Source organism: Maribellus luteus, from assembly GCF_003576475.1.
GTDB classification, from domain to species: Bacteria; Bacteroidota; Bacteroidia; order Bacteroidales; family Prolixibacteraceae; genus Draconibacterium; species Draconibacterium luteum.
In genome coordinates this window covers 251146-266612 of record NZ_QWGR01000005.1, presented here as the reverse complement: position 1 = coordinate 266612, position 15467 = coordinate 251146, and the positions used below count along the sequence as shown (strand labels likewise).

10 protein-coding genes are annotated in these 15467 nt (G+C 45.3%); all 10 read left to right on the top strand.

Going from position 1 to position 15467, the window contains the following annotated elements:
- Positions 1-294: 294 nt before the first annotated feature.
- The 10 genes from typA to D1614_RS11260 all read left to right on the top strand — a co-directional run bounded on the left by typA (position 295) and on the right by D1614_RS11260 (position 15464).
- A complete protein-coding gene (typA, locus tag D1614_RS11310; protein WP_119438041.1) occupies positions 295-2106 on the top strand; it encodes a translational GTPase TypA in 1812 nt (603 codons plus the stop codon).
- Between the two features lie 652 nt (positions 2107-2758).
- Positions 2759-4486 (top strand): nucleoside-triphosphatase, encoded by a 1728-nt coding sequence (locus D1614_RS11300; RefSeq protein WP_147384168.1) that lies wholly within the window; start codon positions 2759-2761, stop codon positions 4484-4486.
- A 118-nt stretch (positions 4487-4604) separates the two neighbouring features.
- Positions 4605-5816: a PQQ-binding-like beta-propeller repeat protein gene (locus D1614_RS11295; protein WP_119438038.1), complete on the top strand. Its 1212-nt coding sequence runs from the start codon at positions 4605-4607 to the stop codon at positions 5814-5816.
- Between the two features lie 50 nt (positions 5817-5866).
- The gene (locus D1614_RS11290; RefSeq protein ID WP_162304473.1) at positions 5867-7111 is read left to right on the top strand and encodes an outer membrane protein assembly factor BamB family protein; all 1245 of its coding nucleotides are present in this window, start codon (positions 5867-5869) and stop codon (positions 7109-7111) included.
- A 108-nt stretch (positions 7112-7219) separates the two neighbouring features.
- Positions 7220-8644, top strand: coding sequence for an outer membrane protein assembly factor BamB family protein (locus D1614_RS11285; RefSeq protein ID WP_119438036.1), 1425 nt, complete (start codon positions 7220-7222; stop codon positions 8642-8644).
- A 367-nt stretch (positions 8645-9011) separates the two neighbouring features.
- Positions 9012-9983 (top strand): NHL repeat-containing protein, encoded by a 972-nt coding sequence (locus tag D1614_RS11280; protein ID WP_119438035.1) that lies wholly within the window; start codon positions 9012-9014, stop codon positions 9981-9983.
- Positions 9984-10303: 320 nt separating this feature from the next.
- A complete protein-coding gene (locus D1614_RS11275; protein ID WP_119438034.1) occupies positions 10304-10891 on the top strand; it encodes a 4Fe-4S dicluster domain-containing protein in 588 nt (195 codons plus the stop codon).
- Positions 10888-12273 (top strand): 4Fe-4S binding protein, encoded by a 1386-nt coding sequence (locus tag D1614_RS11270; protein WP_119438033.1) that lies wholly within the window; start codon positions 10888-10890, stop codon positions 12271-12273. Before D1614_RS11275 ends, D1614_RS11270 begins: the two co-directional genes overlap by 4 nt.
- A gap of 275 nt (positions 12274-12548) precedes the next feature.
- Positions 12549-14435, top strand: coding sequence for a PQQ-binding-like beta-propeller repeat protein (locus D1614_RS11265; protein WP_119438032.1), 1887 nt, complete (start codon positions 12549-12551; stop codon positions 14433-14435).
- A 30-nt stretch (positions 14436-14465) separates the two neighbouring features.
- Positions 14466-15464, top strand: a complete 999-nt coding sequence (locus D1614_RS11260; protein ID WP_119438031.1) for a PDDEXK nuclease domain-containing protein — start codon at positions 14466-14468, stop codon at positions 15462-15464.
- The last annotated feature ends 3 nt before the right edge of the window (positions 15465-15467 follow it).

Here is a 15467-nt window from a genome sequence, read left to right as displayed (position 1 = left end):
ATTACGTACGAAGGAAGATTTCATAACATTGCGAAAGTAAGAAAATTGAAAATTTTGGAACGTTTGTTTTGGTGCTGGCTTTTTGAGATTACTGACAAGGGGAAATTTATGTGTTCCGATATTAAATTTTTATACAATAATACTTTAAAGTATGATTCTAGTCGTGTTACGCTGCAGAACTTTCTTACTTTTGCGCGCCAATTCCAAAGAAATGCTTTTTTCGGCGGTAAATTATTGACAACGAAAACATTTCACTCGTTTGGCTGTTGGTTGAATGGATTATAAAAATTGAAAATGGCAGAAATCAGAAATATTGCGATCATCGCCCACGTTGACCACGGAAAAACTACGCTGGTTGACCGCATTCTACACCAGGTAAAATTGTTTCGCGACAACCAGGAAGTACAAGAGCTTTTGCTCGACAACAACGACCTGGAGCGGGAACGCGGAATTACCATCCTCTCCAAAAACGTATCGGTACGGTACAAAGACACTAAAATCAATATCATTGATACTCCCGGGCACAGCGACTTTGGAGGAGAAGTGGAACGTGTGTTAAACATGGCCAATGGCGTTTTGCTGATCGTAGATGCTTTTGAGGGCCCGATGCCGCAAACCCGTTTTGTGTTGCAGAAAGCCATTGAGCTGGGGCTGAAGCCAATTGTGGTGGTAAATAAAGTAGACAAGGAAAACTGTACGCCAGATATTGCACAGGAAAAGGTTTTTGACCTGATGTTTAGCCTGGACGCCACCGAAGAACAGTTGGATTTTCCGACGGTTTACGGTTCGGCCAAAGCCGGCTGGATGGGGCCCGACTGGCAAACACCCACCGAAGATTTCATTTACCTGCTTGACACCATTCTGGAGCACATTCCGGCAACTACACACAAAGAAGGAACATTGCAAATGCGTATTACTTCGCTCGACTATTCTTCCTACACCGGAAGGATTGCAGTGGGAAAAGTAAGCCGCGGACAATTGATTCCCGGGGCGCCTGTTTCGTTGGTAAAACGTGACGGAACAATCGTAAAATCAGTAGCCAAAGAATGCTATTTGTTTGAAGGTCTGGGAAAAGAAAAAACAAAAGAACCGGTACCGTCGGGTGAAATTTGTGCCGTGCTTGGTCTTGAAGGTTTTGACATTGGCGATACCATTGCCGATATCGAAAACCCGGAAGGATTAAAAGCGATCCAAATAGACGAGCCTACCATGAGCATGATGTTTGTGGCCAACAATTCACCTTTTTTCGGCAAAGACGGGAAATTTGTTACCTCGCGTCAGTTGCGCGACCGCCTGTACAAGGAAACAGAAAAGAACCTGGCTTTGCGTGTGGAAGAAACTAACTCGGCCGACTCGTTTTTGGTGTACGGCCGCGGAATTCTGCACTTGTCGATCCTGGTGGAAACCATGCGCCGCGAAGGCTACGAAATACAGTTGGGGCAGCCCAAAGTAATCATCAAGGAAATTGATGGGGTAAAATGTGAACCTGTGGAAGCACTTACCGTTCAGGTACCCGAAGTTTTCTCCGGAAAAGTAATTGAACTGGTAACGGCCCGCAAAGGAGAAATTGCCAACATTGAAGTAACAGATGACCGTTCGCACCTTGAGTTTTTTATTCCTGCACGTGGTTTGATCGGTTTGCGTAACCAAATGCTGACCGCCACCGAAGGTGAGGCGATTATGGCTCATCGCCTGAAAGGTTACGAACCCTGGAAAGGAGAGCTGGGAATCAAACGGAACGGTGCTTTGATTTCGCTCGAAACAGGTACGGCGATTGCTTATTCAATCGATAAAATGCAGGATCGCGGGCGTTTCTTTGTAGATCCGGGAGAAGACGTGTACATGGGCCAGGTAGTTGGAGAAAATACGCGTTTGGACGATCTGACACTGAATATTGTTAAGACAAAGAAATTGACAAACATGCGTGCTTCGGGTTCCGATGAAAAAACAAGCATTGCACCAGCCATCAAGTTTTCGCTGGAAGAAGCCATGGAGTACATTCGGAATGACGAGTACATTGAAGTAACGCCTAACCACATGCGTATCCGTAAGATTTTGCTGAACGAGCACGATCGCAAGCGGGTGGCAAAATCAGTTACTGAATAGCCGAAAAAAACATAAACACAATAGAAAGCTTCATCATTTTTGATGAGGCTTTTTTGTTTCCGGAAAATCCTTCAAAATGATTGCTGTCGGCACTCGCAAATCGGCCCCATCCTCTTTGCCTTTCCTACTTGCGGCTACTCTTTATACCCAAATATGAATTTTAAAAAGCTAGAAAATAAGAAATAAATAATAAGGAATAACGAATACAAAAGTGTCGAAACCGGAATAATTTGAGCCAATATTTTCTGATTTCTTATTCATTATTCCATGTTTCTTATTAAAAATCATTCGTATTCTCTTCAAATCCCAGAAAAAGATGTGTATAAAGGGTAGCTACTTGCGAGGACGGACGACCAGCTGGTGGTTGTCTGGAATTTTTCCCGGAAACAAAGAACGAAAGTATAATCGCAAGGCTTGTAAGACTGATGCGGCCAATCGTCCCGCACTGCTGGCAGAGAGTTTCCCGCAAAGAAGCACAAAGGCCGCAGAACGCTCGCTATTTGTTTCTCTCTTTTGCGTGCTTCGGTACAAAGCCAAAAATCAGGATATTTTGTTTGACACTTTGAACAAAAAAAGATACTTATGTGCTTTAGTGCTTATTGAATCAGGGCAACGATGATTGACATTCGTTTTCTATATCCAGGTTTTCAAAATGAATAATATCTCTCACCTCAATGATAAGTGGATCAAAGCAGCCATTTTAGGAACGGTTTGGGCTTCGTCCGAAATTGTACTGGGAAGCTTTTTGCACAACCTGCGTGTCCCTTTCAGCGGGAACATTCTAACGGCCATCGGAATCGTTATCCTTATTTCAGCGCATTATAAATGGAGCGAAAAAGGGCTTTTCTGGCGGGCCGGTTTAATTTGTGCCTTGATGAAAACCATGTCGCCAAGTGCTGTTATTTTTGGGCCGATGATCGCCATTTTCAGTGAAGCCCTGCTTCTTGAATTTTCGGTTCGCCTGCTGGGGCGTACAGTGGCGGGTTTTGTGCTCGGTTCGGTGCTGGCCATGAGTTGGAATCTTTTTCAGAAGATTTTCAATTACATCATTTTTTACGGCTACAACATTGTGGAAGTATATAAAAACCTGATGATTTATGCCGAGAAACAGTTGGGGCTCAGGTTCGATGCCGTATGGACACCGATACTAATTTTGCTGGGAGTTTATGCTTTGTTCGGCGCCCTGTCGGCTTTGGTGGGAATTAGTACCGGAAGAAAGCTGAAAAAGCAGCCTTCCATAGCGGTTACGCATTTTAAAAAGGAGGCAGAGAGCACGGGTTTTGGTTCAAAAAACGCCGACTTTCCCTATTCTGTTTGGTGGCTGGTGCTGAATGCTTTATTGCTGGTCGGCACATTGTTTACGATCAACCGCATTCCTTTTGGGATTTGGGCGACAACGGTGGCAGTGATTGTGGCGATTTGGGCCTATCGTTACAAAAGAGCTTTGCGGCAACTGGTTCGCCCAAGGTTTTGGATATTTTTTGTCCTGATCACACTTGTTACGGCTTTTGTTTTTACAAAATTATCATCCGATACCAAAACCATTGCCGATGCTTTGCTGATTGGTGTGGAAATGAACCTGCGCGCCATTGTGCTGATCATGGGATTTACGGTGCTTGGAACCGAGCTTTACAATCCGAAAATCAGGGAATATTTTGCCCGGAGCTATTTTAAGCAACTTCCGCTGGCGCTGGAACTTTCAGTGGAAAGTCTGCCGGTTATGATCGCCAATACTCCGGATTTGAAGACGGTTCTTAAAAATCCGATGTTGTTTGTTCAGCAAATAATGGGCTTTGCCGATTACCGATTGCAGCAAATAAGATCGGCCGGTTCGTTGCCATCGGTTTTTGTGATCACCGGAGCGGTGGGGGTTGGTAAAACCACTGTTATGAAAAAGCTTTTGGCGGCCTTGCAGGAAAAGCAAATTCCGGTTGCCGGCTTTTATTCCGAACGATTGATGCAGGAGAATGAAACCATTGGTTACGATTTGGTAAATGCAGCTACAAGGGAAAGAATCGATTTCCTGAGGGTTGCCAAAGAGCCTTCTTTAAGAGGTGTCGGGAAATATGCCGTTAACCATGCCGCTTTTGATTGGGGCGAAACCCTGCTTCAGAAAGCAGATCACCAGGTGGTGCTGGTGGATGAGATTGGGAAGCTCGAAATCAGAGGTGAGGGCTGGGGGCGTGTTCTGGCTGAACGGATTCGCAAGCAGGAGAATCATTTGATCCTTTCATTCAGAAAAGATTTGCTGGATGATCTTATTGATAAATTTGAGCTGACAAAGGCCGTTGTTTTGGATGTTGAAACCACTCCTGAGAAGGAAATTATCGATGCTGTTTTGTCTCAATTGAACCATGGTTCATCCATTGTTAATTGTTAATGAATCCTGAACAAATTGTAAACATTGCTTACTATTTAGATGGTTCCTAAATAACCTTAACCCATTGGTAATATGGCAGATTGATTCTATTTTTAGAGCACAATCAAAAAGCCGTGTTATGACTAAAAAAGCATTGTTACTCTTTTTCCCCACCTACTTATTTATCATAAGCCTTTCAGCTCAAAATCCAACCGTATGGCGGGGCGATGGCACCGGTGTTTACCACGAAACCGGCCTGCTAAACGAGTGGCCTGCTGACGGGCCCGAAATTCTTTGGTCTTTCGAAGAACTGGGCGACGGACATTCTTCTCCCGTAGTTGCCAATAATACTATTTATGTATCAGGAATGGTAGAGGAGACCGGTTATGTTTACGCTTTGTCGCAGGATGGGAAGTTAAAATGGAAAGCTCCCTATGGGAAAGAGTTCTCGGAAAGCTACCCGGGCGCACGAACAAGTGTGGTCGTGGATGGTGATCTTTTGTACATGTACAGCGGCCTTGGCGAATTGGTTTGTATGAATGCTGCCAACGGTGAGAAGAAATGGAGCAAAAATGTGTTGACAGAGTTGGGAGGCGAAAACATAACCTGGGGCGTAACCGAAACGGTTGTAATTGACGGTGACTTGTTGTATGTAACGCCCGGAGGCAAAACAAACAACGTAGTGGCGCTTAATCGTTTCAACGGAAACCTGGTTTGGAGTTCGCCCGGCAAAGGAGAGCCATCAGCTTATTGTACACCACTTTTGGTGGAACTTCCGGCCCGTAAATTACTGGTAACACACACCGCTGATCATATTATTGGCCTTGATGCAAAAACCGGAGATCTGTTGTGGGACTACCCGCAGACCAACCGCTGGAAAGTACATGCCAATACGCCAGTATATTACAACGGCGGGCTTTTCTGCTTCAGTGGTTACGGACAGGGTGGTGTAAAATTATCGCTAAGCGCCGATGGAAGCAGTGTTGGCAAAGCCTGGACAAAAACAGAGCTCGACAGCCGGATGGGAGGCATCGTTTTGCTGGACGGCTACCTCTACGGATCGGGTGACAATGCACGCGAGTGGCGCTGTGTAAACTGGGAAACTGGCGAAGAAACCTATGCGACCAAGGATATAGCCAAAGGTGTGGTAATCGCCGCCGACGGAAAACTGTATTGTTACAGCGAGCGGGGCGAACTGGCGTTGGTTACTGCCAACCCAAAAGAGTTTAAGGTGACCGGCAAAACCAAAGTTGAACTCGGATCGGCACAGCACTGGGCGCACCCCGTTATTAACGACGGTCGTTTGCTGGTACGTCATGGCAATGCGCTGATCGCTTATAAGATCAAATAGTTAGATCGGAAAGCAACGGATTGAAAGAAAAACCAACTAAATAAATGAACATGCAAAGATTTCTTTTTGTACTCATCTCTGTTTTAACCGGCTGGAGCGCTTCTGCGCAAATAACGCAGTGGCGCGGACCTGATCGTGATGGGATTTTCACCGAAACCGGACTGTTAAAGGAATGGCCCGAAGCTGGTCCGCAGCAGGTGCTGGAAGTGGAGAAGATCGGAGTCGGTTGGTCTTCGCCCATTTGGGTGGATGGAATGATCTATGTGACCGGTATGATCGATACCCTGGATCATTTAACCGCTATCAACCCCGATGGAAGTATAAAATGGCAGGTTCCTTACGGTCGTTCCTGGAACAAATCGTTTCCCGATACCCGCAGTACGCCGGTGGTGGAAGCGGATCGTATTTATGTGCAAAGCGGGACCGGACAGGTTTCCTGTATCAATAAAGAAGACGGTTCAACGATTTGGGAAGTGGATGTCGACAAAAACTACCAGGGAGAATACCATGTGTGGGGAAATTCAGAAACCGTGTTGATTTGTGATGATAAAGTGATTGTTTCGCCCGGCGGACATGAAACAAGTGTTGTGGCACTTAATAAAATGACCGGCGAAGAAGTTTGGAAAACCAAATCTCTGGGCGGGCCGCGGGCTTATGCTTCGGCTGCTATTTACGAGTGGAACGGCTTCCGTTACGTTCTGGCAGTGATCGGTACACATCTCCTTGCCATTGTGCCTGAAACCGGAGAGATTGCCTGGAGCTACAGTTACTTCAATCCTGAAAAGTGGAAATGGCAGGACAACGGGCTTATCTGGACCAACACGCCGGTTTTTAAAGACAACAATATTTTCCTGACCATGGGATACGATTATCCTGCGGTAATGCTCGAAATGGATTCAACAGGAACATCGGTTGCCGAGAAATTTGTAGATCACACTTTTGATAATCACCATCATGGAGTGATTTTGCACGACGGTTGTTTGTACGGATCAAACTGGTTTGACAACAAACGCGGGCGCTGGGTTTGTATGAAATGGGATACCGGTGAAATCAAATACGTAGCCGAATGGGATACCAAAGGTGCGATGGTAATGGCCGACGGACTGCTCTATGCCTACAACGAACGTGGCAATGTGGGGTTGGTGGAACCCGACCCGGATGGATTTAAAGTGATCAGTGAATTCAAAATAAAAAAAGGAGCGGGTCCGCACTGGGCACATCCGTTTATTGCCGACGGGAAACTGTTTTTGCGTCACGGCGATGTGCTGATGGTTTATGATATTAAAGCAAAATAGATAGTGAGATACGAGTAGAGGATATTTCTGAAACACGATTGGAATGTACGTTTTTGATGCTTGACATAAAGTAGGATCTATCTCTCAATACTCAATACACTGTACTCAATGACGAAACGAACCATAAATATCATCCTGTCTTCAGTCGGAGTGCTGGGCTTTGTCGCACTGTTGTGGTGGATGAATACTGACCCCACGCGCGAGTTTACGGTGAATTTGGAAGGGGCCGATAACCGGGGCGAAGGAAATGCTTTTGTGCAGGAGGTAAACATTGGTGAACACTTCGAAGAATATGCATCGGACTACAAGGAATTAAGCGAAACCTGGACCAACTTCAGGGGCGCCGATTACGACAACATTTCAAAGTCGCCGGTTAAACTCCTTGATAAATTTCCGGCAGAAGGACCAAAGATTTTATGGTCGGTTGAATTGGGCGAAGGCCATTCGGGCGCTGCCATTTACAAAGGTTTGGCTTACGTTATGGATTACGACGAGGAAGAACGCGCAGATAAATTACGGTGTTTTTCTCTGATTGACGGCAAAGAGCAATGGAGCCGCGGTTACGATGTTACGGTGAAGCGAAACCATGGGATGTCGCGGACAATTCCGGCTATAACCGAAGATTACATTGTAACAATTGGCCCCAAATGTCACGTAATGTGTTTAGACCGGGAAACCGGTGATTTCCGCTGGGGGCTCGATATCGTAAAGGAATACGGAACCGAAATTCCGTTTTGGTACACCGGACAGTGTCCGATCATCGATAACGGTGTGGCTATTCTCGCAGCCGGCGGAAGTGAGATGATGTTGGCCGTTGATTGCGCCACAGGAGAAAAGCTTTGGGAAACACCCAATCCTCATGGCTGGCAAATGTCGCATTCGTCGATCGTGCCTTTTACTTTTGGCGGAAGAAAAATGTATGTGTACAGTGCCATTGGCGGAATGTTGGGAGTTGCTGCTGATGGTCCGGACGCGGGTTCTGTTCTTTGGGAAACAAATACATGGAATCATTCTGTAGTGGCGCCGTCGCCGGTTTGTTTGCCCGATGGTAAAATTTTTATGACAGCCGGCTACGGAGCAGGAAGCATGGTGTTGCAACTTTCGGAGAGTGGCGGAAAATTCAGTATTGCGCCCATCGATGAATACAGTCCCAAGGATGGCCTGGCGTGCGAACAGCAAACGCCCATATACTGGAACGGTTTCTTGTTTGGTATTTTGCCAAAAGACGGAGGGGCATTGCGCAATCAGTTGGTTTGTGTGAATCCGGCGGATACTAAAAAAGTGGTGTGGTCGAGCGGAAAAGAAACACGCTTTGGCCTTGGTCCATTTTTTATGGCCGATAACAAGTTATTTATTCTGAACGACGACGGAACGCTTACCATCGCACGGCCAAGTACCAAAGAATACATTCAGCTCGATCAGGTAAAAGTGATTGAAGATGCGCACGACGCATGGGCTCCCTTTGCATTGGCTGACGGTTATCTGTTAATGCGCGATTCGAAAACAATGGTTTGTATCGATTTGAATATTTAAATTTTAAATTGAAAAACTGACAAATTGAGAATTGGATTTGTAAAAGAGACACAAAAAGTGTCAAACAATAATAATCCGGGGTAACGCCCCGGGTAAGTATGAAAAAGAAAACTCGTCCGGCGATGAAAGCTGATAAAAACACAAAAGCTGTCCCGGACGAAAGGACTGAAAGAAGTAGAACCAACTCCGAAGGAGTTTTATGTAAGTAACCCCGGGTTTTAACCCGGGGAATAAGAAATAGAAACAAACGCGTCCGGCGACGAAAGTTAATAAAAGCACAAAAGCGATTCCGGACGAAAGAGCTGAAAAGTTAATTTGAAATGAATGAGTCTCATCGCTCACATCTCAAAATCATTAGTCAACAAAAATGAAGAATAAAGGTATTGTCATATTTCTGATCGTGTTGGCAGTGGTAATTATCGCTGTTATGGTGGGCGATTGGATCTCGAAACGCCCCGATAAAATGGAGCCGAATAAATTCGAATTCAATGTTGATGCCTTTAAAAATGTTCCGGAAGAACTGATTCTGTATAAAGAAACCAAGAATTTTAAAGTAGGCTTTGAAACGCCTGCCGGAATTACGATCTCAGGCGATACCCTTTACCTGGTGGGCGACAAAAAACTAAAGTTGATTGATACTACAGGTAAGCTCTTGCTCGAAAAAGACTTTGAGAATGAACCAACTACTGTGGAAGTAAAAGACGGGATGATGTTTATCGGTTTTAAAAATCAGATTCAGGTGTTGAATATGCTCGGAGAACTTCAAACAAAATGGTCTTTGGCGGGAGAGAATACCCTTATTACTGCTATCGCTGCCGGTGAAAACAATGTTTTTGTAGCTGATGCCGGAACGCGGAGAATTGTGAGGTATTCTAAAGAAGGCGAATTGGTCGGCGAGTTTGAAGGAAAGGCGAGTGCCGACGATCTGCATGGTTTTATTATCCCGAGCCCTTATTTCGATATGGACGTTACTGAATACGACGAGTTGTGGGTAGTGAATCCCGGACTGCACACATTAGAGCAATATACCGAAGACGGAAACCTGCGAGAACACTGGCGTGCCAGCGGAGCTCAAACCGAAAATTTCAGCGGTTGCTGTAACCCGGCGCATTTCTGTTTGTTGCCCGACGGTAGTTTTGTTACCAGCGAGAAAGGATTGGTACGGGTAAAGATTTACAAACCTTCGGGTGAGTTCCTGGGAGTTGTAGCTCCACCCACAAAGTTTGATGACAGGCTGGAAGGACAGGCTCCGGATGTTTCAGTGGATAATGAAGGAAACATCTACGCACTGGATTTTGACCGAAAGCTGTTGAGGATGTTTGAGAAAAAAAATCTGTAGGAGTTTGGTCCGTCTGCTGACGGATAGCCCGGGGTTTTAACCCCGGGGTAATGAGCGAAGCGAATAAAAGGCGCTACCGGTAAGGCTAATTGAAAAGCAGGCTAACCAAGCGCCGCACAAACAAAGGCTGATTAGAACAATGGATAGACGAAAATTCATACAAAACGGAGGACGGCTTCTCTTGTTGGGAGGATTGACCGCAACATCCGGCTACCTGATTTTGAATAAAAAGGTAAGCGCCAGCTGTTCGGTTTCACCCACATGTAAAAATTGCGGAAAGTTGGTGAAATGTGAACTTCCGCAGGCAAAGGAGGTGAGAGATGAAAGAAAAAAATAAAGCACAAAGCCGGCGAAAATTCATTCAAAACGGGATGAGGGCTTCTTTGTTGCTCTCGCTGGGAGTGGTAAGTGCATCAGCTTTGCGCCGTGTAACTACCGATGACTACGTTTGGCAGATCGATCCTTTTAAATGTGCGCAGTGCGGACGCTGTGCTACCGAATGTGTAATGTCGCCATCGGCCGTGAAATGTGTGCATGCCTATGATCTTTGTGGCTATTGCGATCTTTGCGGCGGTTATCTGAAACCCGATGCCAACGCCCGCAGTACAGCTGCCGAAAACCAACTTTGCCCCACAGCCGCCATCGAACGTCGTTTTATCGAAGAACCTTATTTTGAATACCACATTGTTGAAGATTTGTGCATTGGTTGCGCCAAATGTGTAGCGGGATGTACTTCGTTTGGAAACGGTTCGCTGCACTTGCAGATCATGCACCACATTTGTGTGAATTGTAACGAATGTTCCATTGCACGGGTTTGCCCGTCGGACGCGATCAGTCGTGTTCCGGCAAGCCAAGCCTACAGAGTAAAAGGTAGCTGGACAATCCGGCATAGATTGAAAGACAAATGAATCAAAAAACGGATATAGAGAATAGCTACGAGCCGCGAGTTAAGAGTTGCGAGTCATTAGTCATTAGTCATCAGTCATCTGTAAAAGATACTGAATACTGCGACTGGAAACTTGCCGTATTGAAATATGCAAAGTTTGCACTGTTCTCCTTTGCCTTTTTCCTTTCTACTTTTTCCTTGACGGCACAACAGCAACGCTTTCCAAAGCCCGAATTCGATAGTGGTTACACCCAACCTTCGCCTGTTACGCCCGAGCCCCGTGCTTTGGCCCTTGAATATTTTGATGTACTGGTTTTATTGCTGGTACTTTCAGCTGCTACCTGGCTGGCATTAAAAAGCCGGTCGCGGCAAGGAATCCTGTGGCTGTCGGTTTTTACGCTGGCTTACTTTGGCTTTTACCGGAACGGCTGTATTTGCAGCATTGGCTCCATACAAAATGTTACACTCACTTTGTTTGACGCCACTTATGCAATTTCGCTAACGGCGCTTTTGTTTTTTCTGCTGCCGCTGTTGTTTACGCTGTTTTTTGGAAGAACTTTTTGTGCCGGTGCGTGTCCGTTGGGAGCCATTCAGGATGTGGTGGTAATGAAACCGATCAGTCTCCCCAAATGGCTGAATAAAACACTGGGTTTGATCCCTTATCTCTACCTCTCGCTGGCAGTATTGTTTGCCGCCACAGGTACCGATTTTATCATCTGTCGCTACGATCCTTTCGTCGGAATTTTCAGGATGGATGCCAAGTTTCACATGGTCGTTTTGGGCGTTGCCTTTTTATTGATGGGAATGTTTGTGGCACGTCCGTATTGTCGTTTTTTGTGCCCGTACGGAGTTCTTTTAAGCTGGATGTCGCGTTTTTCAAAATGGCATTTAAGCATCACGCCGTCAAAATGTATTCAGTGTAAATTGTGTACCAATTCTTGTCCTTTTGATGCCATCGACTTTCCTACCAACGAGAAGGAAGTGGTGAAGTCGGGTTTAGGACCGAAACGTTTTATTACCTATGCACTGATCATTCCTTTGTGGGTGGCATTGGGTGTTTTTGTAGGTGCACAATCGCATACTTTTTTGTCAAAAGCCAATCCTACGGTTTACCTGGCAGAACTGTTGATTTCGAATCCCGAAATAAAAAACGACCCCGACAATATTGATGTGCAGACGTTTATGTCTCAGGGAAAAACCATGGATCAACTGGTGTTGGAAGCCGAAACAATACGATCGGAATTTTTTACTGGAAGCATGATTGCCGGAGGTTTTATGGGACTGGTAATTGGCATGACTTTATTAAACACGGTGGTTTTTCGCAAGCGGCAGGATTACGAGCCTCACCGCGGAAATTGTTTCAGCTGTGCACGCTGTGTGGATTACTGTCCGGTTGAAAAATGAAGAATGGATAAATGATCAAATTGAAAAAGATTTGAAATGAAATAAAAACTCCGTAGGAGTTGGATCCGTCAACTGACGGATAACCCCCGGTTTTAACCGGGGGGAAATGAGCAAAGCGAATAAAAGGCGCATTCACGACCGAAGCATTGAAACAGAAAGATGTATGTGCCGCAAAAGAGGAACAAGATTGAAACGAAAATAAAAAAGATGCCAGGCAGCTATGAAATTCGGACCCAAACTTCCGACTTCGTGCTCCCTGCTTCAAACAAAAAAATATGACCAATAACGACAAATTAAAATTAGCACAAAACATCGCGTTGATTGCCGGAATATTCTGCACGGCAGTAGCCATTCTTTTGTTGCTGAACTTCTGGCAGGTATCCAAAAGCGATCCCATTGAAAGCAAGGCTCTCGAAGCACTTGTTCAAAGGCTGAAACAAGAGCCCAACAACGAAGAGTTAAAAGCGGAGATCCGTGCTTTTGATCTTCTGGCCAGAAAAGCATATTTCAACAGTCAGTGGCAGGTAAAAACAGGTGCCTATCTGATTCTGTTCGGCGCAGTTGTTTTGGCGTTTGCCTTGCGGGTTTATTACTCATCCAAAAGTAAAATTGAAGAACCGGATGCGAAACTGGAAAACGAAATTGCCGGCCGTATTCTGGCTCAAAAAGGGATCATTGTGGTTGGTTTGGTAGTAATGGCGCTGGCGGTGGTGGCCGGTTTTGCGACGGTAAATCACCTGAAGGATTACGATACTGTCAGTTTGGTGGCTGAAAATGAGGCCAACACGCCGGAAGAACAGATCGAAATGATTGAAGTTGGTCAGAATCCTGTGACCGGGAATACACCATCAGAACCGGCGGTAGACGAAGTAGTCGAGCAAGTGAATCAGGAGGAAACAGCCATTGCTGAACAACCCGGCGCAGAAAAAGAGGTAGCCGTTGAAACACCAAAAGAAGTTGTGGAAACAAAAGCACCGGAAAAAACGGCTCCGGCAGCTTCCGGACTGACTTTGGCCATCCTAAAAGCAAATCATAATTCCTTCCGCGGCCCTCTCGGACAAGGAGTGAGTTATGCCAAAAATATCCCGACCGAATGGAATGGGGCGGCTGGTACAAATGTTTTGTGGAAATCTCCGATTCCAAAGCACGGATTCAATTCTCCGGTTATTTGGGGCGACAAGATTTTTATTGCCGGTGCAGATAACAGCGCGCGCGAAGTATATTGTTACGACCGGAACACCGGTAAACTCCTTTGGACAGGCGTTGCCAATAACATCCAGGGATCGCCGGCTGCAATGCCCAAAGTTACACCCGATACGGGGCTTTCAGCGCCTTCGTTAACAACCGATGGGAAAGCCGTTTTTGCCATTTTTGCCAGCGGCGACCTTATCGCTTTTGATATGAACGGCAAACGTTTGTGGGCACGAAATCTGGGCGTTCCGAACAACCATTACGGACATTCTTCGTCGCTGATAACCTGGGCCGGGAAGCTGTTTGTTCAGTACGATACAAACCGCGGCGGCAAAGTGCTGGCTTTGAATAATACAAGCGGAGAAACGCTTTGGGAGACGACCCGGGCATGCAAAATTTCGTGGGCCAGCCCTGTTTTGGGAGAGGTTGACGGAAAATACCAGCTTTTACTTACTTCCGACCCGATTGTGGCTGGTTATAACATTGAAACGGGTGAAGAACTTTGGCAGGTAGAGTGCATGATGGGCGAAGTAGGGCCTTCAGTGGCTTTTTCAGAAGGGATGGTTTTTGCTGCCAATGAATACGCCCGTTTGGTGGCGATTGATCCCAAAACAGCATCGGTTGTGTGGGAGAACGATGAATACCTTCCCGAGGCTGCCAGTCCGCTGGCATACAATGGTTTGTTATTTATAGCCACAAGCTATGGTGTGCTGGTTTGCTACGATACTAAAACCGGCGAACAATACTGGGAAGACGATTTGGGAACGACTTTGTATTCATCGCCGGTTACGGCAGATGGCAAGCTGTTTATGATGGATAACGACGGTGTAATGCACGTGTATGAATTTGGGAAGGAATTGAAAAAGATCAGCGAAAACGAATTGGGAGAACACTCGGGACCAACTCCGGCTTTTGCTGACGGCAGAATTTATATCCGGGGAGACAAGAATTTGTACTGTATCGGAAAATAGAGCACTGGGGTAACGAAATGGAGGTATAGAATGAGTAAGCATTTAACAAATCCAACTTTTTTTGACCAGGTGGTAGGTTTGCTCAATGCGGCCAGAACGAAGGTTGTCGCTACCATAAATACTACTATGGTAAAGACTTACTTCGAAATTGGACGGTTGATTGTGGAAGAAGAGCAATTGGGAGAAAAAAGAGCAGAATACGGTACTCAACTGATCTTTGCCTTGTCAGAACGATTACAGCGTGAGTTTGGGAAAGGCTTTTCAGTTACCAATCTGAAGCAAATGCGCAGTTTTTATGCCATCTATTCAAAAGGTCAGACGGTGTCTGACGAATTCCGGTTGAGCTGGTCACATTATTTGGCGCTGATGCGTATAGAAAACGAAAATGAACGTAGATTTTATGAAATTGAGTCGATTGAAAATACCTGGAGTTTACGTGAGTTACGACGCCAGTTCGAATCCGGATTATTTGAACGTTTGGCTTTAAGCAAAGATAAGGCCGGAATTAAAAAGCTCTCTGACAAAGGGCAGATAGTTGAACAGCCGCAAGATGTGATAAAGGACCCCTATATTCTCGAGTTTGTTGGTCTGGAGGAAAAGACAAGATATTCAGAGTCGGAATTGGAGCAGCACATTATTGATAAGTTAGAACATTTTCTACTTGAATTAGGAAAAGGTTTTACGTTTGTTGGAAGACAGGCGAGGTTTTCGTTTGATGACAAACATTTTAGAGTCGACCTGGTATTTTACAATCGAATTCTTCAATGTTTTGTTCTCATTGACCTAAAGATCGGAGAATTAACACATCAGGATTTAGGCCAAATGCAAATGTATGTGAATTACTATGATCGTTTTGTAAAATTTGACAATGAGAATAGTACCGTTGGAATTATTCTTTGCAAAAAGAAAAATGACACACTTGTAGAAATTACCCTTCCACAAAATAACAAGCAGATTTTTGCCAGAAATTATCAAACCGTTTTGCCGAGTAAAGAAGATTTAAAACGTTTGCTGGAAGAAAAAGGATAATTA

Coding starts and splice junctions, on each gene's coding strand:
- D1614_RS11265 (WP_119438032.1), top strand. CDS start 12,549: ATGACCAATAACGACAAATTAAAATTAGCACAAAACATCGCGTTGATT.
- D1614_RS11280 (WP_119438035.1), top strand. CDS start 9,012: ATGAAGAATAAAGGTATTGTCATATTTCTGATCGTGTTGGCAGTGGTA.
- D1614_RS11300 (WP_147384168.1), top strand. CDS start 2,759: ATGAATAATATCTCTCACCTCAATGATAAGTGGATCAAAGCAGCCATT.
- D1614_RS11275 (WP_119438034.1), top strand. CDS start 10,304: ATGAAAGAAAAAAATAAAGCACAAAGCCGGCGAAAATTCATTCAAAAC.
- D1614_RS11260 (WP_119438031.1), top strand. CDS start 14,466: ATGAGTAAGCATTTAACAAATCCAACTTTTTTTGACCAGGTGGTAGGT.
- typA (WP_119438041.1), top strand. CDS start 295: ATGGCAGAAATCAGAAATATTGCGATCATCGCCCACGTTGACCACGGA.
- D1614_RS11290 (WP_162304473.1), top strand. CDS start 5,867: ATGCAAAGATTTCTTTTTGTACTCATCTCTGTTTTAACCGGCTGGAGC.
- D1614_RS11295 (WP_119438038.1), top strand. CDS start 4,605: ATGACTAAAAAAGCATTGTTACTCTTTTTCCCCACCTACTTATTTATC.
- D1614_RS11270 (WP_119438033.1), top strand. CDS start 10,888: ATGAATCAAAAAACGGATATAGAGAATAGCTACGAGCCGCGAGTTAAG.
- D1614_RS11285 (WP_119438036.1), top strand. CDS start 7,220: ATGACGAAACGAACCATAAATATCATCCTGTCTTCAGTCGGAGTGCTG.